The following is a 19,926-nucleotide window of genomic DNA, read 5'->3' as shown; positions in this document are numbered from 1 at the left end:
ATGTCATTTCTCCTTCCTACCAGTCGTTAGGTAAAGGGCTTAAAAACGACGCATTGCAAAGGGCAATCCGTCAGTTTGAAAGTCCGCGCCAAAATACTTTCCAAGAAGCGTCTAAACGTGTCTCAAAACGATTTAAACCTGCGTATAATAGTTCAACCATAAGACCGTCGAGTAAGCATAGAAAAGCCTCTAAGGCATCTTTTACTTCAATGTTATGCAGCTCATCTTGTTCGCTTGCTCTTTTAAATACAGGGAATAAAAGTTTTCCGACGTTTTCAATGTGTACATTTGCTTTATTAATAATTTGTTCGCGAAATGCATCAGGCGGAAAATAAGAAGTTCGTAACCAAAACATTGATTCTTCACTTTCACCAAATCGTTTTGCATACCCTTTTAATAATTTTAAAAGCAATTCTTCAGTGGACGAATTGGAAAAGCTTTCGATATCGCCTGTGAAGCTCTGCAAATCTTTTTGAAGAGCAGATTCTAAGCATATGAAATATAGCTCTTCTTTTCCTTTAAAGTGTGCGTAAATCGATGGTTTTTTAATCCCAACTTCTTGAGCAATATTTGCCAATGAAGTTCCTTCATAGCCGTAGCGTGCGAAATGAGAAAGTGCTACAGCTTTAATGCGGTTTGCTGTCATTTTCATCCCCTACCTACCGTTCGTTAGGTTCATTATATGAGATGGGAAATATAAAGTCAATAGGTGAAGAGCTGAGAAAGAGCGTTATAAGTAACGCTCTTTTTAGACAGTCTCTCGCTCAATTAAATGGAATGAAAGTTCTTTTGCACTGCCGACAATTTGCTCGCTTTGGATCTGCTTATGGAATAAAGAAAAAGCATGTGAGCCCATTGCGAGACCGGGATGTTCAATTGTGGAAATTTCTAATGCCTTTGAAATTTCATGATTATCAAATCCAAGGATAGCAAGGTCTTCAGGTACTCGAATACCATGTTTTCGAGCCTCTGTTAATAAACCAGCTGCAACTTGATCGTTCGCTGTGAAAATAGCAGTTGGACGATTTTTCATATTTAAAATACGATGGAGTATTTGTGCTCCGTCCTGCATTGTATAGCATTGGTGGAAAATCCATTCAGGATGCAACGTTTTCCCTTCGTTACGAAGTGTATCGGCGAACGCTTTTTCGCGCTCCATGGAATTTACACTTGTTTTTCTTGCTAAACAAATTCCGATTTTTTCATGGCCTCTACTTAGTAAATAGGCAGTACCGAGACGGAAACCTTCATAATGATCTACGTAGATGGATGAAATGAGGGGATGCTTCATTTTTTCACATGAAATAATAGGGGCAAATTTTGCAAAAGGTTCGATTTGTTCCCAAGAGCTCGTTCGGGAGCAAATAATCATCCCATCAAATTGTTTCATTTTCATCATTTCAAGAACACGAATTTCTTCAATGCTATCGTAATTCGTTTGACATAAATTAATGTGATATCCGGCAGCTAACGCTTCGTTTCCGATTCCTTCAATAATCGTACTGAAGTAGGGGAGGTTAATGAAAGGAAGCATAACGCCAATTGTATATGTTTTCCCTCTTATTAAATGGACAGCATTTATATTTTTTGCGTAGTTTAATTCTTCAACAGCATCTAGAACACGCTTACGCTTTTCTTCTTTTACGTAAGGGTGATTATTCAGGACACGAGAAACAGTTGATATCGATACACCAGCAGTTTTAGCAATTTGTTTTATATTGGCCATATGTATCACCTCTTTCCCTTATTATAAAGGGAAAATAATAAGAAAGAAAAAATCTTGACCTGAAAAGCTTTTCACAAACTATGGTATTAATAAGACTTCTTTTTATTCGCGTAACCTTTTCACTTGGGCGTAAGAATGATAGGGGTCTTTTTTGTTTGCAAAAAGTGTTGTCAAAATGTGTGAGAATAACGTGGAAAGTTTTCAAAGGTGGAGTTTGGTGACAAAGCGAATATGAAGAGAATATCAACGCTTCGTTCGTTAAGAGAGCGGTATGAAAGGGCGGAAACAAATTGAAAAAAAGAATCATTTGTTTCGTGTTTTCTAGTTTCATGCTTAGTTCGTGTTCGTTTCAGCAAACGATGCAAGAAGAAAAACACTTTGTGGGAACAACAGGAGGAGCTATGGATCGTGTTACGGATCCTATTCCGCTAAAGGAACTTCCAAAATATTTTCCGGTGAAGTTTAAAGTTCCAACGTTTTTACCGTACGACATTACAAGTGATGTGAAGGGGGAAGTAAGAACGCTTGGGAAAAAGAACACTGTCTTAACGATTAAATATAAACAGAAGGAGTCAGGTAGAAATGAGTATATTGAGTTAAATGTCGCGAACTTTCCTTATAGTTTTCCGGATCTTGTGGAAGAGAAGCGATTTCAAGAACAAATGAAACTGAATAATGGAACGTCTGCTTATTTTAAAAATAAAGATGATTATGAACGTGGTGACGAATTTGCTACGCTTATATGGAAAGAGAAAGGAATTGAATATCAACTGCTGTATCGGAATGTAGAAGAGAACGATGAAAAGGTAATCAAGCAGAATTTATTATACATTGCGAATAAGATGAAATGAAAAAACTAGCTGATTTATTCAGCTAGTTTTTTGTATGTTATTATTTCTTTTTAATTTTGCCTGTCCAAGATTTAAATCCACCTTGTAATTGGTAGAAATCTTTGTAGCCTTGTTTTTTTAAGTATTGCGCTGCACGACCTGTACGGAATCCGCTTTGGCAATATAAGTAAACAGGTTGATCTTGACGAAGTTCTTTATGACGAAGGCGAATTTGTGATAACGGAATGTTACGTGCACCTAAAATATGCCCTGCGTTATATTCGTCTGCTTCACGAATATCGATAAGCTGTGCTTTACGGTAGCCAGCGCGAAATTCTTCTTCTGTAAGAGTTTTAATTAATTTTTTCTGATAGAAGTACATCCATACAGTGTAGCCGATAAATGCTACGATTACGGCTAATAAAATAATCCAAGTTGTTGACACGATTCTATCGCTCCCTTTTTTCTTATCCTACTTTCAATATTATAATGCCCTTATGTATTTATGCAACAGATTCATTTGCATATAAGAAGAAATTTCGTATTCTTTCACAAATTTTGTCGAATTTGGTAGACTAGAGAATGTGAAAAATAATTGGTTATATGAGGTGCAGGATGGGAAAAGAAAAATGGTGTTATATTAACTCTGGTCAATGTTCACCGGCATTTAATATGGCGTTAGATGAATGTTTATTAAATTGGCAAAGTGACAAGAAAATGCCACCAACAATTCGTTTTTATGAATGGGAAGTACCAACATTAACAGTTGGATATTTTCAACGTGTTGAAAAAGATATTAATATGGATGTAGTTAACGAAAAGAAATATGGATTCGTTCGTCGTCAAACAGGCGGCAGGGGTGTACTACATGACAAAGAGTTAACGTATAGTGTTATTGTGTCTGAAGATCATCCGAACATGCCGAAAACAGTTACAGAAGCGTATCGTGTTATTTCGCAAGGTTTATTAGATGGTTTTAAGGCATTAGGGTTAGAAGCCTATTATGCAGTTCCAAAAACAGAAGCAGATCGTGAAAATTTAAAAAATCCACGTTCAGGCGTATGTTTTGATGCACCATCTTGGTATGAAATTGTAGTGGAAGGACGAAAAATTGCTGGTAGTGCTCAAACACGTCAAAAAGGTGTTATTTTACAGCATGGATCGATTCCATTAGAAATTGATTTAGATGAACTATATGATCTATTTTTATTCCCAAATGAACGTGTGAAGGAACGTATGAAGAGTATGTTCTCTTCTAAAGCAGTAGCAATTAATGAATTAACAGACCGTACATTTACGATAGAGCAGTTAATTAAAGCGTTTGAAGTTGGTTTTGAAAAAGGATTAGATGTAGAACTTGTTCCATATGAATTAACAGAAGAACAGTTACATGAAGTTCAAACGTTAGCGAAAGAAAAGTATGAAAGTAATGAGTGGAATTATAAAAAATAAGAGATGGCGATAGCCACCTCTTATTTTTTTATAGTAAATTAAGTACTTTTTCTACTTTGATTCCTTTATCTTGTAAAGAACGAAGGCGACTTACAACGTCCATAATTTCTTTGTCAAATGTAACGCTAATACCTTGGCTTTGTAGTTCTTCTTTTAAGCTTTCAATAGAATCATCTATGTCGATGCCAAGCTCGTAATCTTGACAAACTTCAATTGTCTTTTTCACGAGTTTAACATAATTTTCTTGTAGTTTTGAATTTGTTTCAGTCAAAGCAGGCTGCTTCGGTTTTGCAGGAGCAACCGGTGCTGTCTCTTGCTTTGTAACTGGAGTAGGGACTGCTTTTTTCACAGGCGCTGGAGTAACTAGTTCTACAGCTGCTTCTACGCTTACTGGCTTCGGTGTCGGTACCGGAGTAGGCTTAGGTGCCATAGCAGGTGTTTCCACACGCGTAACAGGCTTAGGAGCAGGTGTAATTGTTTTTGGAGCTTCTACAACTACTTCTTTTTTCGGTGCTACTTCTACCTGTGTTTCTTCTTGCTCGGCAGCTTCTTTATTTTCTTTACTCCACATAACGCGTTCAATTTCTAGAGAAACATTGTTTTTGTTCATCGCTGTTAATGTAACTTTACCAACTTCAGCGTTTCCAGTGAAATCAACAATTTTATAAATAACACTCTTGTTCCAATCCACGTTTCCGCTCAAAAATAATTCTTCGTTACATTTCGGCGTTAAGCCCTCGATTTTAATTTCTGCGTTTACACCGTTTTCACTATATACCATAATTAGCGAAGCATTTACATCTTCGTCTGCTAACATTAGTTCACGTACCATTTTGCCGGTGCGTACTTGCGTTTTCTTCTTAACTGACATCTAATTTCTCCTCTCAAAAATTCAGTAATAATAAAAAAATCGTATAACGAAAAATAATTGCTCACGAAGATTTATGATACCGATAATAAAAGCATCACGTCAACAATTAACTTTAATTATTTTGCATTTTTCTTATTTTCTTTATGAAATTTTTCAATTTGTAAAATTAGACAGAAGAAAAAACAGCCTTTTGAAGGGCTGTTAAAATTTAGATGTTTTATATAAAAATTTGTACAAAATATAAAAAGAAAGTGTAATAAGAGCACCTTGCAAAATAGACAAATTATAAAATAAGTATGGTTTTGTTTTGAAAAATACGTTTGCAAAAACTGATAAGACAAAAGGTATAAATACCGATAATAAGAGAAGTGCTTTTTGTTTCCAGGAAACTAATATTGTAAAAGAGAAACGTCTAAATAAAGAAAAAGTTATGAAAGCACCAATTGTTAAAACAATAGCAGATAATATTGTTCCGGGAATACTAAATGGAATTCCTGAAGTGTTTGTATTTGAAAATAGTTTTTGCATAAGAGTAGTGAATGTATCGTATCCAATTTGAACAGCTAATAATAAACTAACTGCAAACCCAATAACGGCAGCTTGTTGGAAAGAATTTTGATGTTCCGAAGAGTTAATTAATTCATCGCAGTAAGCTTTTAAATCCTCTCCGAAAATATCATGCGCAGTTTTACCGTCTTCTTGCGCTTCTACAAGATGATCCAATATTTCTAAAAGTAATTCTTCCATTTGTTTTTGTGGAACGCTAGTAAGGCGTAAATAAATAAGCATATCACCATAAGCAGCTTCGTTTTCGGGTGTTAATAACTTTCTTTTTTTATTGTTTAACTGAACCATTTCTTTTTCAGTCATGACCTCGTCACTCCTTTTTAAAGTCCAAGTATTCTTTTTTGAAGAAAAGTTTATATAGTACATAGCAAGAGATGGCAAGCAAAGTACCGGTCCAAGGTGAAACTTGTAATGTAGTATAGGGATTTTTTATAAATAAAAAGGAAATACCGATTAATAGCATCCATAGGCTATGACGTATTAAAAAGCTTCCTATATGCCTCCAAATAGTTGTTTTATTTTTAAATAAATCAGTGTTAATAAAATCGAAGACAAAACGTATCATAAGATGTACGGATAATGTAAATACAAGCAGATAAATGAAATCAATGTGTACAAATTTAAAACGTGCTTTATCTGCAAATAAGGGTAATACAAATGCAATTACGGACGAAATAGCAAAGTATATTGCTAGCAGGTAACAAGTTATAAATAAAGGAATTGATAATTGTTCCCATAAACTTTGCTTCGGTAGGGCGGCAATTAACTCGTCACAGTACGCCTGTAAGTCGTCTCCAAAAATATCATAAGCATTTTTTTCTTTTTGCTGGGCTTCAATAAGGTGATCTAGAATTTCAATTAGCAGTTCTTCTGCGTGGTATTCTGGCACTTTAGCTAAGCGGATGTATATTAACATGTCACTATAGGCGATTTCATTTTCTGTAGTTAATAATTTACGCTTTTGGTTATTTAATTCGATTAAATCTTTCGCCTTCATCCCCATCACTCTCCTTGTAATAAATTGTTTACGGTCGTTGAAACCATTCCCCAGCTTTTTTTAAATTCTTCAAGTTGTTCTAGCCCTTTATCGGTTACGTGATAATATTTTCGCTTTGGACCGAGTGAGGAAGCTTTTAATGTTCCTTCAATCAATTTTTCTTTTTGCATACGTAACAATAATGGATATATGCTTCCTTCGCTTACAAATGTAAATCCGTGTTTATTTAATTTTGTACTCAGTTCATATCCGTACACTTCTTCTTGTGAAATGATGTATAGGATGCACCCTTCGAGCACGCCTTTTAACATTTGGCTGTGCATGATTTCACCACCTTTTATTCAGGTAACTTGCGTTGCAAGGTAGCTGGTATCCAAATTATAACATTCAGTAACTTGCAACGCAAGTTACTGGGGTGGAAAACTTTAATGTCCCCCATACTAACGAGAGGGCGAAAAGCATATGAGACCATTTATGCCAAAGCTCGTTTACTTTGAACGAAAGGCACTTGAATATCCACTTGGTTTTATAGTTGCGCCAATTTAAATGCATGAAGAATGGGAAGAAGGAACCGTAAACTATTTGAGCGACAAAGATATGACGATACCAAATTTAACGTTTGAATTGATTCAGCATCGTTTTCCAAAACCATCGGAAAATATGTATATAAAAAGGATGATGCAGCAGTATTGGAAGAAACGATAAGAGGTTATATAAATGAGTTTTTTCCTAATGCAGAAATACAATATTTTACTTAAGGGGGGTCTGCATGCAAATACAGATTCTTTTTTGTTTTATATATTTAGGCTCGTTTTCAACTTGTCACGTTATTCTTTCTGGTGTATCATTTTATTGATTGCTTCGTACGGAATAAGCAAAATGAACTTGGATGGAGGAAACCGATGCCTACCCCTAGTATGGAAGATTATATTGAACAAATTTATTTGTTGATTGATGAAAAGGGTTACGCCCGCGTATCTGATATTGCTGAAGCGCTTAGTGTACATCCATCCTCTGTAACAAAAATGGTGCAAAAATTAGACAAAGATGAATATCTAATTTATGAAAAATATAGAGGGCTTGTATTAACAACAAAAGGTAAAAAAATCGGAGAACGTCTCGTATATCGTCATGACTTGCTAGAGCAATTTATGCGTATTATCGGTGTGGATGAAAGTAAAATTTACAATGATGTAGAAGGAATTGAACATCATTTAAGTTGGGAAGCAATTGATCGCATTGGTGATTTAGTGGAATACTTTGAACAAGATGCAGTCCGAGTGGAAACACTTCGTGGTGTTCAAAGAGCAAATGAAGAGAAAAGTAATTAAGGGGAACGTATGGCGTTTCCTTTTTTATTTCAATTCGAAAAGGATGGGAGAATTATGAAAGCAATTATTTTTGATTTTGATGGATTAATTGTGGACACAGAAACGATATGGTTTCACTCTTTCAGAGATGCTGTTCGTGAATACGGCGGGGAACTACCTTTAGAGGAATTTGCGAAATGCATTGGAACAACAGATGAGGTACTTTATACATATTTAAATGATCAATTAAAAGAGAAGTTTAACAAAAGTGCATTAAAAGAAAAAGTGGCAACTTTACATAAAGAGAAAATGAGAATACCAGAAGCTCGTGACGGGGTAAAAGAATATTTAGAAGAAGCGAAAGAAATGGGATTAAAAATCGCACTAGCTTCTAGTTCTTCTAGAGAATGGGTTATTCATTTTTTAGAAGAGCTACAAATTCGAGAATATTTTGAAGTAATTAAAACGAGAGAAGATGTTGAGAAGGTAAAACCAGATCCAGCTCTTTATCGAGTTGCAATAGAAGAATTAGGAATTAAGCCGTCTGAAGCTGTTGTATTTGAAGATTCATTAAATGGATTGAGAGCAGCAGTTGCAGCGGGATTAACGTGCGTTGTGGTACCTAATGATGTGACACGGAATTTACCATTTGAAAATCATCATCTTCGAATTGAAAGTATGAGAGAGAAAAGTTTAAAAGAAGTGCTTCAAAGTATAAAAAAAGACCGTATTTCCTAAAAGGAAGCACGGTCTTTCTTTTTGCTTTTTTTGCCTTCAATGACAGTTAAATGAGACTGTTTTCTTTTTCGTTTCAAAGTGGAAGAATTCCCTTTTTTACTTTTGTCATTAGAAGTATTTGACTTAAAGAAAGAATTGCCTAGGGGTGCTACATTTTGTTTCCCATGTTTGCGGTTCGATTGTTTTGCCGCACGCTTATATGAGCTTTGTGAATTTGCAGAACCACTGGAATTTGTAAACATCTTGTATAGCAAGTAAAAGATACCAACAACAAGTAACATGTACCCGATATTTCTTAATACACCCATGGGATTTGTAATAACAGATGAAACAAGGCCGAATATTGCCAATCCGATAATAAGCACAAATATAGCGAAAGTAAACGAACGACCGTTCATAAGGGACACCTCCTAAAAACGTATATTAAAATTAGTATATTAACGATGAGGAAAGGAGTTGAACACCATTTTTAAATAATTATTGTTTGTTCTCTAAACGTAATAATTCTTCAAACGATGCAATTGCTACTTCCACTTGATCATCTGTTGGTTCTTTCGTTGTTAATAGTTGTAGCCATAATCCAGGATATCCAAGTACGCGTAATACGGGAATATCTCGTAATCGATTTGTAAATTGTAATACTTCAAAAGAAATACCAAGTACAACTGGAATTAATAAAATTCGGTTTATAACTCGTGCCCAAAGAGGATCTGTAGGGACTAGGAAATAAACGAACATTCCAATAATGACTGTAAATATAATAAAGCTACTGCCACATCTATAATGGAGACGAGTTTGCTTTTGAACGTTTTCTACAGTCAGAGGAAGGTTATTCTCGTAAGCATTGATTACCTTATGCTCTGCACCGTGATACTGAAATACCCGCTTAATAAGTGGGGTTAAAGAAATAAAGTATATATAGCTCAATAATAGCATGAGCTTAATGACACTTTCGACAATGATTTGCCCAGTATGAGACGGGAAAATCGGTCTTGTTAATTCAGCTAATAGTGCAGGAACTGCTGTGAAAATGACTTTACCGAATATAAAAGATAAAACGCCAACAGCTGCAACTCCTAATACCATCGTTAATTTTGATTGTTCTTCTTTTTTATTTGCAATTTGTTCATCATCTTCTGGGTGGACGTCAAATCGTTCTGAAGCGAAGTTTAAATGCTTTGCTCCATTCGCACTTGCATCCACAATAGCGGCAATCCCTCGTAAAAATGGAATTTTTTTTAGGGTAGATAGTACTTTATTACGAACGCGTGGTAATCGATAAAATTCAATCGATTTATCTTTACGACGAACCGCTGTAACAGTATATTCTCTACCGCCAAACATAACTCCTTCTATGACCGCTTGCCCGCCATATATTTGTTTTGACTCTTCTGCCATGTTAACACCAACCTGTATTTGTTTCTCTCTTATGTAGAAAAAGAGGCAATTGTCATACTGGGTTCTGTCGTTTTGAAATAAGACAATCACCGAGTTTCCTTTATTTTATCGGCAAATACAAGTAGATGACAAGGGAAAATGTTATGAGAGTCGGACATTTCTTATTCTTTTTATAGACAAATTTCGCAGGATTTAAACATGCTTCAAAATAGTTTCGGGCATACTATTGAGCGGAGGTGTCGATGTGAGTCAAGAACAATTAGGAACAAGGAATTTTGTGCAGATTGGTTTGTTTGGTGGAATCTTTTGGGGCGGGGTATGGTATTTCCTTCATATATTTTCATTCACGGAGGCGGGCCCGAATTATTTCCTTTTACCATTTGCGTTTGGAAGTTGGAAAGAGGGTGTATGGGGCAATGTGTTCGGAATAGTGTGTATGGGACTTCTTTCAATTTTGATTGCCTTTTTGTATAAAGCATTTTTTGCAAAGTTTGAAGGGATTATAGCGGGAATTATTTATGGGCTATTTTGGTGGGCACTACTGTTTTTGGGGATGGGTTTAATGGCTCCTGTTATTAAAAGTGCGCTCCATTTACCAAAAGAGACAATTGTGACGACAATATGTATTTTTATATTGTATGGTGTGTTTATAGCATATTCTGTTTCTTACGCAGTAAATAGCAATAAAGCAGAACAAGAAGGGTAAGAGAAGACGAACTATTCAAATAAGTAACTCCTATGTTAAAATATTGTATAGATATTTAATATTAAGGAGTTTTAAGAATATGAAAAAGTTACTCCTCGTAAACGGTCCTAACCTAAATCGCCTCGGTGTTCGTGAGGTAAATGTATATGGAAAGGGCACGCTAACGACACTTGAAGCAGATATGAAGCAAGAAGCAGAAACAATGGGAGTGGAGTTAGAATGTTTCCAATCGAATCATGAAGGTGCCATTATCGACATTATTCATGAAGCGGAAGATATATATGAAGGGATCATTTTAAATCCGGGAGCATTTACGCATTATAGCTATGCGATTCGTGATGCCATTGCGAGCATTTCGATTCCTGTTATTGAAGTACATATTTCTAACATTCATCAGCGTGAATCGTTCCGTCATGAATCTGTGACGGCAGCTGTTTGTGCAGGTCAAATTGTAGGATTTGGTTTTTATGGCTATAAGTTAGCGTTATTTGCATTAATGGAGAAATTGAGGGAGGCATAAAGTAATGGAGAAAATTGAAAGATTACGAAGTGCATTTGATGAGGCTGGTATTGACGGTATTTTGTTAACAAATGAACATAGTCGTAGATATATGGCTAACTTCACAGGAACAGCAGGCGTTGTTCTTATTTCAAAAGATCGTGCTCAATTTATTACAGATTTCCGTTACGTCGAGCAGGCAAGTAAACAAGCGGTTGGATATGAGGTTGTACAGCACGCAGGATTGATCATTGATGAAGTGGCAAAGCAAGTGAAAGAGCTTGGAATTCAAAAGCTTGGTTTTGAGCAAGATACTCTTACATATAGTTCTTATTCAGTGCATAAGGAAGCGATTGATGCTGAATTTATCCCGACTTCTGGACTTGTAGAAAAGTTACGCTTGATAAAGACTGATTCAGAGATTAAGATATTAAAGGAAGCTGCACAGATTGCAGATGCTGCCTTTGAGCATATTCTATCATTCATTCGCCCGGGAGTATCTGAAATTGAAGTGTCAAATGAACTTGAATTTTTCATGAGAAAACAAGGAGCAACATCTTCTTCGTTTGATATTATCGTTGCTTCAGGTCTTCGTTCGGCATTACCGCACGGCGTGGCATCTGAAAAAGTGATAGAAACAGGAGATTTCGTTACATTAGACTTCGGCGCTTATTACAAAGGATATTGCTCTGATATTACTCGTACGATTGCAGTCGGTGAACCATCTGATAAATTAAAAGAAATTTATAATATCGTTTTAGAAGCACAACTACGTGGTGTGAACGGTATTAAAGCTGGTTTAACAGGTCGCGAGGCTGATGCGCTAACGCGTGACTACATAACGGAAAAAGGATATGGTGAATACTTTGGACACTCTACTGGTCATGGAATAGGTCTTGAAATCCATGAAGCACCAGGTTTAGCGTTCCGTTCTCATACAGTACTTGAACCAGGTATGGCTGTAACAGTAGAACCAGGTATTTATATTCCAGGTATTGGCGGCGTACGTATTGAAGATGATATCATTGTGACAAGTGAAGGTAATGAAGTAATTACGAAATCACCAAAAGAACTTATTATTTTGTAATACACAGGAGGATTTTTTTACATGATTTCAGTAAACGATTTTCGTACAGGTTTAACAATTTCAGTGGACAATGCCCTTTGGCAAGTACTTGATTTCCAACACGTAAAGCCAGGTAAAGGTGCTGCATTCGTTCGTTCTAAACTACGTAATCTTCGCACAGGTTCTGTTCAAGAGAAAACATTCCGTGCAGGTGAGAAAGTAGAAAAAGCACACATCGAAAACCGTCGTATGCAATACTTATACGCAAGCGGTGAGGCTCACGTATTTATGGATAACGGAACTTATGAGCAAATCGAACTTGGTGAAAAACAAATCGAGCGCGAGCTTAAATTCCTAAAAGAAAACATGGAAGTAGCAATCATGACTTACCAAGGCGAAGTACTTGGTGTTGAACTTCCAAACACAGTTGAATTACAAGTTACAGAAACAGAGCCTGGTATTAAAGGTGATACTGCTTCTAACGTAACAAAACCAGCTACATTAGAAACTGGTCTTGTTGTACAAGTACCAATCTTCATTAACGAAGGCGAAATGCTTATCATCAACACTGGTGAAGGTAAATACGTTTCTCGTGCATAGTAGAAAAGCACTCGTGATAATTCACGAGTGCTTTTTTTATAGGAAATAGGGTAGATAGTAAATAGCTGTTATTATAAAACTGACTAAAACAAGTGAAAGAGTACCCATAATAGATGGAGTCAAAACAATTTGAAATGGTTTTATTTCGCCAGTCTCAACGCCAGTTAATGTTTTACTTATTGCGTGATCTGTAATGTTATTTCTATGGTTACTCATAATAATTAACCACATAATTGCAAATATTGCTAAACTACCAAGGAAAAAGGTCTCTATAAATGACCAACCGACCAATAATGAAAAAAGATAAATAAGAGCTAATTCTACTACAACGGTTAAACTAACTTTCAATGCCTTCATATTTTTCCCCCTCATTCTGTAATTTCAACCAGTTTAAAAAATTTTCACGTGACACGACATGCAGAGAGCAAGGTGACTTTACTTCTTTCTCTAGTGCAGCGTGTTCGTCTGGAAACTTGTTTTCCACATGCAATGAAATATAAGGTAGTTTTTCTTGTGCTTTTAAAGAGCGGATATTATTCGTTTTAGCACCAGCAAATACGTAGGAAAGTTGTAAGTCTAAAAAGGCGATTTTAAAGATTTCTTTTTTAGCAGCCTCGTTATAGCCTTTTCCCCAGTACGGATAGCCGAGCCAACTACCAATGTGAGATTGCTTTTTCTCATTATTAATATGTTTAAGTGTGGTGAGGCCAATTATTTCATTTTCTTCATTCACAATCATTCTCGATAAGGATTTCTTTTGACGCTCTTCGTCTATTGCGAAAAGAAGAAATGTTTTCGTGTCTTCGATGTTTTCTACCGTTATCCCCAATGCATTTTTTATATGTGGATCACTTGATAGCTCGAAAATCACATTTGTATAGCATAAATCTAGTGGTAATAAAGTGACGTGCTGCATGGTTTAAACCTCTTTTAAATTAAATATACCATAATATACCATGAAATAATATGAATATTCAGATTGTAATTCGGAATTTAGAGAAAAATTATGTTTTTACTTCTGAAATAGACAACCTCTGCATATGGTTGTACAAATATATTCTTTTTTAGAATACGAAGTTAGTAACTGTTACGGGAGAAGGTGGAAGAATGAAACAGTGGCTAGCGGCAATGGAAACATCCGTGCTTGTTATGGGGGCACTTCGATTATTTTCAGGTAGTGCGGAGATATTTGCTGCTTTGCTTATGCTTTATGTGAATGATGCGAAGAAAGCGTTGTTTATAAATGGTATGTTGGCGTTTGTTGGACCTACCGTATTAATTTTAACAATGACAATTGGGATAGCGAGTGTAGCAAGTGAAATTTCTTTCTTGAAGCTCTTTTTTCTAGCGCTTGGAATTTGCTGTATTTTTATCGCATTACTGAAATAGTAAGTCGAGTATAGTGGGGAGAAGCCGATGAAAGAGGTATTAGAAGTTTTACCAAAAACGATGAAGTACTTAATTGAAGAATGTAAGCAATACGATGCTTTAGAGGAAATTCGTGTTCGAATTGGAAGGCCGCTAGAGTGTATTGCACACGGAAAGGTGTTTTTTTATGACTATATCACTACTGCAGAGGATGCTATTTACTTATTGAATAAGTTAAGTCAATTCTCAATTTATACGATGGAAGAGGAATTAAAACGTGGGTATGTGACGCTTCGCGGGGGGCATAGAATCGGGTTAGCAGGAAAAGTTATTACAGAAAAAAGCGCAGTGAAAATGATTCGTGATGTCTCTTCCTTTAATATTCGTATTGCTCGTCAAAAAATAGGGATTGCTGAACCGCTTTTGCCATATTTGTATGAAAAAAGGTGGTTAAACACGATGGTAATTGGCCCTCCCCAAACGGGTAAAACGACACTTTTAAGAGATGTAGCACGTTGCATGAGTCAAGGGGTAAGTGCTTCGGAAATTCCTTCCTGTAAAGTGGGGATCGTTGATGAACGGTCAGAAATTGCTGGTTGTGTGAAAGGGATCCCGCAATATGATTTTGGTACCCGAGTCGATGTGTTAGACGCATGTCCAAAGGCAGAAGGAATGATGATGATGATTCGTTCTATGAGTCCTGATATTTTGATCGTAGATGAAATTGGCCGTAAAGAAGATAGTGAAGCAATTATGGAGGCAGTGCATGCAGGTGTCCAGCTTTTTATAAGCGCACACGGATTTTCCTATGAGGATGTTGTGAGACGTCCATCGCTCAAGGCAGTGCTAGAGCTTGGTATATTTGATAGGTTTGTGGAGTTGTCAAAAGCGAGGGGTCCAGGAACGGTTATGCAGGTGAAAGATAAATATGGAAAACCAGTGTTATCAAATAGAAAGGCTGAGGGCGTATGGTGAAAATATTTGGTGCAGTGTTAATCGTTGCGGTCAGCACCTTTTTCGGGTTTTCGTATGCTAAAAGATACAGTGAGAGACCGAGGCAACTTAGGTTATTAAAATCAGCACTTCAATCATTAGAGGCAGAAATTATGTATGGACACACACCTTTATCTGAGGCTGCCGAGCGATTAGTTAAACAAATGCCAAAGCCATTAAATTGGATATTTCAAAGTTTCGCTAAAAAACTAGAAAGTGGAGAACAAACAGTAAGGGAAGCTTGGATAGATAGTTTGAAAGAGAATTGGAAGTTGACGGCTTTTCAACAAACCGAGTATGAAATACTGCAGCAATTTGGTGAAACGCTCGGGCAACATGATCGTGAATCACAACAAAAACATATTCGCTTATGTATTACACATTTGGAGAGAGAAGAAGAGGAAGCGAAAGCTTTACAACTGCAATACGAAAAAATGATTAAGAGCTTAGGGGTACTAGCAGGGCTACTTATTGTAATTTTACTGCTATAGGGGGGAGAAAGGCGATGTCCATTGATGTTGGATTAATATTTCAAATCGCCGGAATCGGCATTGTTTTAGCTTTCATTCATACTGTACTAAAAGAATTGAAGCGTGAGGATATTGCAAATTGGGTTATCCTTGTCGGTTTTGTCGTCATTTTATTTCATGTTGCATTTTTAATTAATACGCTATTCGACAAGATTAAAAGTGTCTTTCTCTTCCAGTAAAGGAGGCGGTTCGAATCGAAATTATACAAATTGTCGGATTAGGCCTCGTTGCTACGTTTTTAGCTGCTGTTTTGAACCAGCATAAATCTAGTATTACATCTTTATTTATTGTGTTCGTAGGTAGCGTGATGTTTCTTATTTTAATCGATCAAATTCATTCTATTTTACAAATGATTGAGAGAGTAGCGAATGAAGCGAAAGTTAGCAACGTCTACGTGGAAACGTTACTAAAAATTATTGGAATTGCTTATATTGCCGAGTTTGGAGCTCAAATTACAAAAGATGCTGGTCAAGGTGCCATCGCTTCGAAAATTGAACTTGCTGGGAAAATCTTAATTCTCGTTATGGCAATTCCTATTTTGACGGTTGTAATTGAAACTATTCTCGGATTTTTACCGACGGGATAAGGGGGAGTGAATGTTGAGGAGGTTTGGAGCTAAGCTGCTATTTGCTTGCTTCCTTTTCTTTTCTTTACCGGTTGTTGTACAAGCTTCTCCTGTAGAAACAAACGTCGTTGATCAACAATTGGATAAGCTCGGAATTGAAGATGTGAAGCAATTTTGGGACGGGCTTGTTACAAAATATGGTGGCTATTTGCCAGAGAGTCAAAAAGGGAGTTTTATGGAGTTTGTAAAGGGAGAAAAAGAATTCTCTCTAAAAGAGTGGATGATAGGGTTATTAAAATATTTATTTCATGAGCTTGCAGCTAATGGAAAACTGCTTGGCACACTCATTATGCTCACAATCTTTAGTGCATTGTTGCAATCACTGCAATCCGCTTTTTCAAAAAGTAGTGTAAGTAAAATTGCTGATGCTGTTGTATATATGGTACTTATTATTTTTGCTTTAAATAGTTTTTATGTCGTTATGACATATGCAAGAGAAACGATACAAACAATGGTAGATTTCATATTAGCGCTATTGCCAATTTTATTGGCGCTTATAGCGACTGGTGGCGGGGTTGTATCTGTATCTTTCTTTCATCCGATTATCATTTTCTTAATGAATACAAGCGGGCTTCTTATGAATTATATCGTTCTACCGCTTTTATTACTGGCAACGATATTAAGTATTGTAAGTACAATGAGTGATCAATATAAAGTTACAAAATTGTCCAAGCTTCTGCAAAACGTTAGCGTTGGGATTATCGGTATCTTCTTAACGATTTTTTTAGGGGTATTATCTGTACAAGGAACAGCGACAGCCGTTGCTGATGGCATAGCTGTGAAAACTGCTAAATTTGTAACAGGAAACTTCATTCCAGTAGTTGGAAGGATGTTTACGGAAGCGGCAGATACTGTTATTAGCGCATCAGGATTATTGAAAAACACAGTCGGAATTATTGGGCTCGTCATTTTATGCTTAATTGTTGCTTTTCCTGCGATTCAAATTTTCTGTATTGCATTTATTTATAAATTCGCAGCAGCAGTATTACAACCGGTTGGTGGCGGAGCAATTATTCAATGTTTAGACATTATTGGAAGAAGCATCATTTACGTATTTGCTTGCTTAGCTATCGTATCATTTATGTTCTTTTTAAGTATTACAATTATTATTGCTGCGGGGAATATTACACTTATGATGCGGTAGGAGGTGAAGAGTATGCAATTTGTTACAGAGTGGATCAGAAATATTATCGTTTTTTTGCTCTTAGCGACAATGCTTCATCTTATTCTTCCAAATTCGAATTTGCAAAAATACGTTAAATTTGTTGTAAGTCTTTTGTTAGTCGTATTAATTTTAACACCCCTTTTTAAACTATTGCAGACAGATGTAAATGAAGTAATTGCAAATTTTAATGAAGAAAAGTACGTAGCAGAAGGATCTGTAAAAAATTCAATAGATTCGAAGAAAAAAGAAATACAAGCTCTAACACGTGCATATAGTTTAGAAGAGATGGCTACCAAAATGAAAAAAGAAGTAGGAAAAGAGTTTGAGAAAAAGTATGGTATGGCTGTCTCTGAAATACAAATAGTCGCAGCAGAAAATATAGAAGAAGTAAAGTCAGCGAAAGATATTCAATCTGTTGTTGTGACGTTGAAAGAAAAAGAACGTAGTAAAAATGATGCAATCGAAACAGTAAAGCCAATTGAAATTAACACGAAAGAGCCTCCAAAAAAAGTGGAAGAAACGAATGGAGAAATGAAAGATTTCTTTTCAAGCAGGTGGCAACTAGAGGGTAAACAAATCCAAGTTCAAATGGAAGGGAGGACAGGTAGAGTAAATGGACAATAAAGATAAAAATTCGAAGTTCTCATTTTTTCGAAACTTATTGAATGGGGATCAAAAAGAAAGCAACGAGAAGGGTAAAAAGGTAACACCTAAGTTTTTACTTGTCCTACTCATACTTGGAATTTTGCTTATGTTTTCTAGTAGTCTCTTTTCAAGTAAAAAAGAAGAAGTACCTGTATTTAAAGAACAAAAAACTCAAAACCAAGAAAAAGACGTACCAACTTTCGGACAAAAAAGTAATGATAGTATGTCAAATGTAGAAAAATATGAAAAAGCGTATGAACAAGAATTAAAAACTGCTTTAGAAGAAATAGCAGGAGTAAAAGACGTAACGATTAAAGTGAATTTAGATTCATCTGAAGAAAAAATTTTAGAAAAAAATACAGTGAAACGCTCACAAACAACAGGTGAAACAGATAAAACAGGCGGTAAGAGAGAAGTAGAGGACGAGTCTCTTGATGAAAAGACTGTCATTATACGTGAAGGGGATAAAGAAACTCCTGTTGTTTTACGAACAGAGAAGCCGAAAGTACGTGGTGTTCTTGTCGTAGCAAAGGGAGTGGATAATATACAAGTTAAAGCAATGGTAAAAGAAGCTGTGATAAGGCTGCTAGATGTACCGGCCCATCGCGTTTCAGTTTCACCGAAAAATTGATAGGGAGGAAATAAAGTGTTAAAAAAACAAACAGTTTGGTTATTAACGATGTTAAGTTTAGTTGTTGTACTATCTGTGTATTACGTGACAACTCCTGACAAAATGAATACAGCATCGCCAGCAACAGGTGAAAAGATTGGACAAGAAAAACAAGGTACTGATAAAGCAGTAACAAACGAAGCGCCTAAAGAAACTCCGAAAAAAGAAAATACAAGCAAAGAAACAACAAATAAAGAAACAGACAAAAAAGAAAATGCAAAAAAAGAAACAAGTAAAAAAGAGGGCAATGTATCAGTTCAATCAAGTGATGAGAATTTCACAGCTTTACGTATGCAAATGGAAGATCAGCGTAGTGAACAAAAAGCAAAATTACAAGAAGTGATGAGTTCAACAAAAGCTTCAGCAACAGAAAAGAATAAAGCGAAAGAAAATTTTGATGCCATTACGACAATGGAAACGAAGCAAGAATTACTTGAGACAGTAATTAAATCTCAAGGAGGATATCCAGATGCTCTTGTAAGAGCTGATGGTACTGATATTAGAGTAACGGTTAAAGCGGCAAAACATTCACAGAAAGAAGCAAATAAAATTATTCAACTTGTAAGAAGTGAAGGCGGATCAAAAGATGTAGGTGTGAAATTTGATCCACCAGCGAAATAAGTGAAACCTTAATCCGTAGGGATTTCCCTACGGATTATTATCTTTTACTAAGCAAAGGGTATGCAAATAGTAAAATAGAGTATGTAAGTAAACGTGTGTATAGAAAAAAGCTATCATTTTCGATAGCTTTTTTCTATTTCGTCTTTGTAATTATTTTTACTATGTTCAACTCGGAATGGAGAAACACGTTGTGAGTAAAAGATTAATGGTTCATGGTACTGATGATTACTTTTTCCAGATTTGACGTGGATGCAAAGAACGCATGCCCAAACGATTACGGCAGGTAAAAAGAGAATGAGCCATATCATATTTCCACACCTCGACACAATATATTTTCTACACTTTGAACATACTATTCTTATATGAAGGAATGATGAATGGCGTGTAAACAAAAAAATAATATTTGGTAAAAATATGTTGTTGACTATAGATGTGGTGAAGAGTGGATGGCATGTTTGCTGTGTAACGTTTTGAAAAAGTAGTGAATGTTTTTTAAGAAGTGGTCTTGCCAATTTCGTGTGAAACTTGGTATTATTACTAGGTATTAAA

General features: G+C 35.9%; 29 protein-coding genes and 1 pseudogene. 18 read left to right on the top strand and 12 right to left on the bottom strand.

All coding sequences use genetic code 11. The features are described from left to right. Positions 1–70: 70 nt before the first annotated feature. On the bottom strand, positions 71–652 hold the full coding sequence (locus tag ACQGS6_RS07505; protein WP_002005730.1) for a TetR/AcrR family transcriptional regulator: 582 nt from the start codon (positions 650–652) through the stop codon (positions 71–73). A 96-nt stretch (positions 653–748) separates the two neighbouring features. Next, positions 749–1,726 (bottom strand): LacI family DNA-binding transcriptional regulator, encoded by a 978-nt coding sequence (locus ACQGS6_RS07500; RefSeq protein ID WP_001273982.1) that lies wholly within the window; start codon positions 1,724–1,726, stop codon positions 749–751. 314 nt (positions 1,727–2,040) lie between these two features. Here ACQGS6_RS07500 and ACQGS6_RS07495 point away from each other — a divergent pair, with 314 nt between their 5' ends. Beyond that, positions 2,041–2,577, top strand: coding sequence for a hypothetical protein (locus ACQGS6_RS07495; protein ID WP_025966335.1), 537 nt, complete (start codon positions 2,041–2,043; stop codon positions 2,575–2,577). A gap of 40 nt (positions 2,578–2,617) precedes the next feature. On the opposite strand, the gene ACQGS6_RS07490 is transcribed toward ACQGS6_RS07495, so the two are convergent. Then, a complete protein-coding gene (locus ACQGS6_RS07490; protein ID WP_000108653.1) occupies positions 2,618–3,001 on the bottom strand; it encodes a rhodanese-like domain-containing protein in 384 nt (127 codons plus the stop codon). Positions 3,002–3,171: 170 nt separating this feature from the next. Here ACQGS6_RS07490 and ACQGS6_RS07485 point away from each other — a divergent pair, with 170 nt between their 5' ends. Continuing rightward, positions 3,172–4,008, top strand: a complete 837-nt coding sequence (locus ACQGS6_RS07485; RefSeq protein ID WP_000514067.1) for a lipoate--protein ligase family protein — start codon at positions 3,172–3,174, stop codon at positions 4,006–4,008. 28 nt (positions 4,009–4,036) lie between these two features. On the opposite strand, the gene ACQGS6_RS07480 is transcribed toward ACQGS6_RS07485, so the two are convergent. From ACQGS6_RS07480 to ACQGS6_RS07465, 4 genes are all read right to left on the bottom strand, one after another. After that, entirely contained in the window at positions 4,037–4,879 is an 843-nt protein-coding gene (locus ACQGS6_RS07480; protein ID WP_000111901.1) for a hypothetical protein, read from the bottom strand. 201 nt (positions 4,880–5,080) lie between these two features. After that, positions 5,081–5,749 carry a DUF1048 domain-containing protein gene (locus ACQGS6_RS07475; protein ID WP_074624880.1) on the bottom strand — a complete coding sequence of 223 codons (669 nt, stop codon included), beginning with the start codon at positions 5,747–5,749 and terminating at the stop codon, positions 5,081–5,083. A 7-nt stretch (positions 5,750–5,756) separates the two neighbouring features. Then, entirely contained in the window at positions 5,757–6,443 is a 687-nt protein-coding gene (locus ACQGS6_RS07470; protein ID WP_001987183.1) for a DUF1129 family protein, read from the bottom strand. A 5-nt stretch (positions 6,444–6,448) separates the two neighbouring features. Then, complete coding sequence (locus ACQGS6_RS07465; protein WP_000556081.1) at positions 6,449–6,766, bottom strand: PadR family transcriptional regulator; 318 nt, start codon at positions 6,764–6,766, stop codon at positions 6,449–6,451. A 190-nt stretch (positions 6,767–6,956) separates the two neighbouring features. Between ACQGS6_RS07465 and ACQGS6_RS07460 the strand changes: the two are divergent. The 3 genes and pseudogenes from ACQGS6_RS07460 to ACQGS6_RS07450 form a co-directional block, all read left to right on the top strand. Continuing rightward, positions 6,957–7,201: pseudogene (locus ACQGS6_RS07460) on the top strand (spore photoproduct lyase family protein); the annotation flags it as partial. A 144-nt stretch (positions 7,202–7,345) separates the two neighbouring features. Beyond that, on the top strand, positions 7,346–7,774 hold the full coding sequence (mntR, locus tag ACQGS6_RS07455; RefSeq protein WP_001143083.1) for a transcriptional regulator MntR: 429 nt from the start codon (positions 7,346–7,348) through the stop codon (positions 7,772–7,774). A gap of 54 nt (positions 7,775–7,828) precedes the next feature. Beyond that, positions 7,829–8,491, top strand: coding sequence for an HAD family hydrolase (locus tag ACQGS6_RS07450; protein WP_025966333.1), 663 nt, complete (start codon positions 7,829–7,831; stop codon positions 8,489–8,491). Here the strand turns inward: ACQGS6_RS07450 and ACQGS6_RS07445 are convergent. Together ACQGS6_RS07445 and ACQGS6_RS07440 are read right to left on the bottom strand one after the other, a co-directional pair. Further along, positions 8,488–8,889 (bottom strand): SA1362 family protein, encoded by a 402-nt coding sequence (locus ACQGS6_RS07445; protein ID WP_001014463.1) that lies wholly within the window; start codon positions 8,887–8,889, stop codon positions 8,488–8,490. The genes ACQGS6_RS07450 and ACQGS6_RS07445 overlap by 4 nt on opposite strands. Before the next feature lie 79 nt (positions 8,890–8,968). Continuing rightward, complete coding sequence (locus ACQGS6_RS07440; protein ID WP_000807121.1) at positions 8,969–9,889, bottom strand: DUF1385 domain-containing protein; 921 nt, start codon at positions 9,887–9,889, stop codon at positions 8,969–8,971. Between the two features lie 244 nt (positions 9,890–10,133). On the opposite strand from ACQGS6_RS07440, the gene ACQGS6_RS07435 reads away from it, so the two are divergent. The 4 genes from ACQGS6_RS07435 (at position 10,134) to efp (ending at position 12,760) form a co-directional block, all read left to right on the top strand. Further along, on the top strand, positions 10,134–10,595 hold the full coding sequence (locus ACQGS6_RS07435) for a YqhR family membrane protein (protein ID WP_000076893.1): 462 nt from the start codon (positions 10,134–10,136) through the stop codon (positions 10,593–10,595). Positions 10,596–10,674: 79 nt separating this feature from the next. Then, positions 10,675–11,115 carry a type II 3-dehydroquinate dehydratase gene (gene aroQ, locus ACQGS6_RS07430; protein ID WP_000735147.1) on the top strand — a complete coding sequence of 147 codons (441 nt, stop codon included), beginning with the start codon at positions 10,675–10,677 and terminating at the stop codon, positions 11,113–11,115. A gap of 4 nt (positions 11,116–11,119) precedes the next feature. Next, positions 11,120–12,181 (top strand): Xaa-Pro dipeptidase, encoded by a 1,062-nt coding sequence (gene pepQ, locus ACQGS6_RS07425; protein ID WP_000411041.1) that lies wholly within the window; start codon positions 11,120–11,122, stop codon positions 12,179–12,181. A 21-nt stretch (positions 12,182–12,202) separates the two neighbouring features. Beyond that, positions 12,203–12,760 carry an elongation factor P gene (efp, locus tag ACQGS6_RS07420; protein ID WP_000626516.1) on the top strand — a complete coding sequence of 186 codons (558 nt, stop codon included), beginning with the start codon at positions 12,203–12,205 and terminating at the stop codon, positions 12,758–12,760. A 36-nt stretch (positions 12,761–12,796) separates the two neighbouring features. Here the strand turns inward: efp and ACQGS6_RS07415 are convergent, their stop codons facing one another. Next, positions 12,797–13,117: a hypothetical protein gene (locus tag ACQGS6_RS07415; RefSeq protein WP_000645695.1), complete on the bottom strand. Its 321-nt coding sequence runs from the start codon at positions 13,115–13,117 to the stop codon at positions 12,797–12,799. Beyond that, positions 13,098–13,676: a GNAT family N-acetyltransferase gene (locus tag ACQGS6_RS07410; RefSeq protein ID WP_001164984.1), complete on the bottom strand. Its 579-nt coding sequence runs from the start codon at positions 13,674–13,676 to the stop codon at positions 13,098–13,100. The genes ACQGS6_RS07415 and ACQGS6_RS07410 overlap by 20 nt, the downstream gene beginning before the upstream one ends. Positions 13,677–13,867: 191 nt before the next feature. Between ACQGS6_RS07410 and ACQGS6_RS07405 the strand changes: the two genes are divergently transcribed. From ACQGS6_RS07405 to ACQGS6_RS07365, 9 genes are read left to right on the top strand one after another with little or no spacing between them, the layout of a single operon-like run. Continuing rightward, positions 13,868–14,149 (top strand): YqhV family protein, encoded by a 282-nt coding sequence (locus ACQGS6_RS07405; protein ID WP_000816050.1) that lies wholly within the window; start codon positions 13,868–13,870, stop codon positions 14,147–14,149. 27 nt (positions 14,150–14,176) lie between these two features. After that, complete coding sequence (gene spoIIIAA / locus ACQGS6_RS07400) at positions 14,177–15,103, top strand: stage III sporulation protein AA (protein ID WP_000665905.1); 927 nt, start codon at positions 14,177–14,179, stop codon at positions 15,101–15,103. Continuing rightward, positions 15,097–15,612 (top strand): stage III sporulation protein SpoIIIAB, encoded by a 516-nt coding sequence (gene spoIIIAB / locus ACQGS6_RS07395; protein WP_000238702.1) that lies wholly within the window; start codon positions 15,097–15,099, stop codon positions 15,610–15,612. The genes spoIIIAA and spoIIIAB overlap by 7 nt, the downstream gene beginning before the upstream one ends. 14 nt (positions 15,613–15,626) lie before the next feature. Further along, positions 15,627–15,830: a stage III sporulation protein AC gene (gene spoIIIAC, locus ACQGS6_RS07390; protein ID WP_000020914.1), complete on the top strand. Its 204-nt coding sequence runs from the start codon at positions 15,627–15,629 to the stop codon at positions 15,828–15,830. A gap of 23 nt (positions 15,831–15,853) precedes the next feature. Further along, positions 15,854–16,237, top strand: coding sequence for a stage III sporulation protein AD (spoIIIAD, locus tag ACQGS6_RS07385; RefSeq protein WP_426965002.1), 384 nt, complete (start codon positions 15,854–15,856; stop codon positions 16,235–16,237). A 10-nt stretch (positions 16,238–16,247) separates the two neighbouring features. After that, the gene (spoIIIAE, locus tag ACQGS6_RS07380; RefSeq protein WP_000946110.1) at positions 16,248–17,420 is read left to right on the top strand and encodes a stage III sporulation protein AE; all 1,173 of its coding nucleotides are present in this window, start codon (positions 16,248–16,250) and stop codon (positions 17,418–17,420) included. 12 nt (positions 17,421–17,432) lie between these two features. Then, positions 17,433–18,065, top strand: coding sequence for a stage III sporulation protein AF (spoIIIAF, locus tag ACQGS6_RS07375; protein WP_001161032.1), 633 nt, complete (start codon positions 17,433–17,435; stop codon positions 18,063–18,065). Continuing rightward, a complete protein-coding gene (spoIIIAG, locus tag ACQGS6_RS07370) occupies positions 18,055–18,717 on the top strand; it encodes a stage III sporulation protein AG (protein ID WP_000368890.1) in 663 nt (220 codons plus the stop codon). Before spoIIIAF ends, spoIIIAG begins: the two co-directional genes overlap by 11 nt. A gap of 15 nt (positions 18,718–18,732) precedes the next feature. Continuing rightward, on the top strand, positions 18,733–19,377 hold the full coding sequence (locus ACQGS6_RS07365; RefSeq protein WP_000914710.1) for a SpoIIIAH-like family protein: 645 nt from the start codon (positions 18,733–18,735) through the stop codon (positions 19,375–19,377). Between the two features lie 113 nt (positions 19,378–19,490). Here the strand turns inward: ACQGS6_RS07365 and ACQGS6_RS07360 are convergent, their stop codons facing one another. After that, positions 19,491–19,685 (bottom strand): hypothetical protein, encoded by a 195-nt coding sequence (locus ACQGS6_RS07360; protein ID WP_002000935.1) that lies wholly within the window; start codon positions 19,683–19,685, stop codon positions 19,491–19,493. Between the last annotated feature and the right edge of the window lie 241 nt (positions 19,686–19,926).

This window comes from Bacillus sp. GMs2/2 (genome assembly GCF_050172095.1).
Lineage (GTDB): Bacteria > Bacillota > Bacilli > Bacillales > Bacillaceae_G > Bacillus_A > Bacillus_A cereus.
This window is presented reverse-complemented; position numbering and strand designations above follow the sequence as displayed.

What these genes read in the sequence shown, in the direction of transcription:
- ACQGS6_RS07505 (WP_002005730.1), bottom strand. Translation starts at nt 652, where the DNA reads ATGAAAATGACAGCAAACCGCATTAAAGCTGTAGCACTTTCTCATTTC.
- ACQGS6_RS07500 (WP_001273982.1), bottom strand. Translation starts at nt 1,726, where the DNA reads ATGGCCAATATAAAACAAATTGCTAAAACTGCTGGTGTATCGATATCA.
- ACQGS6_RS07485 (WP_000514067.1), top strand. Translation starts at nt 3,172, where the DNA reads ATGGGAAAAGAAAAATGGTGTTATATTAACTCTGGTCAATGTTCACCG.
- ACQGS6_RS07480 (WP_000111901.1), bottom strand. Translation starts at nt 4,879, where the DNA reads ATGTCAGTTAAGAAGAAAACGCAAGTACGCACCGGCAAAATGGTACGT.
- ACQGS6_RS07475 (WP_074624880.1), bottom strand. Translation starts at nt 5,749, where the DNA reads ATGACTGAAAAAGAAATGGTTCAGTTAAACAATAAAAAAAGAAAGTTA.
- ACQGS6_RS07470 (WP_001987183.1), bottom strand. Translation starts at nt 6,443, where the DNA reads ATGAAGGCGAAAGATTTAATCGAATTAAATAACCAAAAGCGTAAATTA.
- ACQGS6_RS07465 (WP_000556081.1), bottom strand. Translation starts at nt 6,766, where the DNA reads ATGCACAGCCAAATGTTAAAAGGCGTGCTCGAAGGGTGCATCCTATAC.
- mntR (WP_001143083.1), top strand. Translation starts at nt 7,346, where the DNA reads ATGCCTACCCCTAGTATGGAAGATTATATTGAACAAATTTATTTGTTG.
- ACQGS6_RS07450 (WP_025966333.1), top strand. Translation starts at nt 7,829, where the DNA reads ATGAAAGCAATTATTTTTGATTTTGATGGATTAATTGTGGACACAGAA.
- ACQGS6_RS07445 (WP_001014463.1), bottom strand. Translation starts at nt 8,889, where the DNA reads ATGAACGGTCGTTCGTTTACTTTCGCTATATTTGTGCTTATTATCGGA.
- ACQGS6_RS07440 (WP_000807121.1), bottom strand. Translation starts at nt 9,889, where the DNA reads ATGGCAGAAGAGTCAAAACAAATATATGGCGGGCAAGCGGTCATAGAA.
- aroQ (WP_000735147.1), top strand. Translation starts at nt 10,675, where the DNA reads ATGAAAAAGTTACTCCTCGTAAACGGTCCTAACCTAAATCGCCTCGGT.
- pepQ (WP_000411041.1), top strand. Translation starts at nt 11,120, where the DNA reads ATGGAGAAAATTGAAAGATTACGAAGTGCATTTGATGAGGCTGGTATT.
- efp (WP_000626516.1), top strand. Translation starts at nt 12,203, where the DNA reads ATGATTTCAGTAAACGATTTTCGTACAGGTTTAACAATTTCAGTGGAC.
- ACQGS6_RS07415 (WP_000645695.1), bottom strand. Translation starts at nt 13,117, where the DNA reads ATGAAGGCATTGAAAGTTAGTTTAACCGTTGTAGTAGAATTAGCTCTT.
- ACQGS6_RS07410 (WP_001164984.1), bottom strand. Translation starts at nt 13,676, where the DNA reads ATGCAGCACGTCACTTTATTACCACTAGATTTATGCTATACAAATGTG.
- ACQGS6_RS07405 (WP_000816050.1), top strand. Translation starts at nt 13,868, where the DNA reads ATGAAACAGTGGCTAGCGGCAATGGAAACATCCGTGCTTGTTATGGGG.
- spoIIIAA (WP_000665905.1), top strand. Translation starts at nt 14,177, where the DNA reads ATGAAAGAGGTATTAGAAGTTTTACCAAAAACGATGAAGTACTTAATT.
- spoIIIAB (WP_000238702.1), top strand. Translation starts at nt 15,097, where the DNA reads ATGGTGAAAATATTTGGTGCAGTGTTAATCGTTGCGGTCAGCACCTTT.
- spoIIIAC (WP_000020914.1), top strand. Translation starts at nt 15,627, where the DNA reads ATGTCCATTGATGTTGGATTAATATTTCAAATCGCCGGAATCGGCATT.
- spoIIIAE (WP_000946110.1), top strand. Translation starts at nt 16,248, where the DNA reads ATGTTGAGGAGGTTTGGAGCTAAGCTGCTATTTGCTTGCTTCCTTTTC.
- spoIIIAF (WP_001161032.1), top strand. Translation starts at nt 17,433, where the DNA reads ATGCAATTTGTTACAGAGTGGATCAGAAATATTATCGTTTTTTTGCTC.
- spoIIIAG (WP_000368890.1), top strand. Translation starts at nt 18,055, where the DNA reads ATGGACAATAAAGATAAAAATTCGAAGTTCTCATTTTTTCGAAACTTA.
- ACQGS6_RS07360 (WP_002000935.1), bottom strand. Translation starts at nt 19,685, where the DNA reads ATGATATGGCTCATTCTCTTTTTACCTGCCGTAATCGTTTGGGCATGC.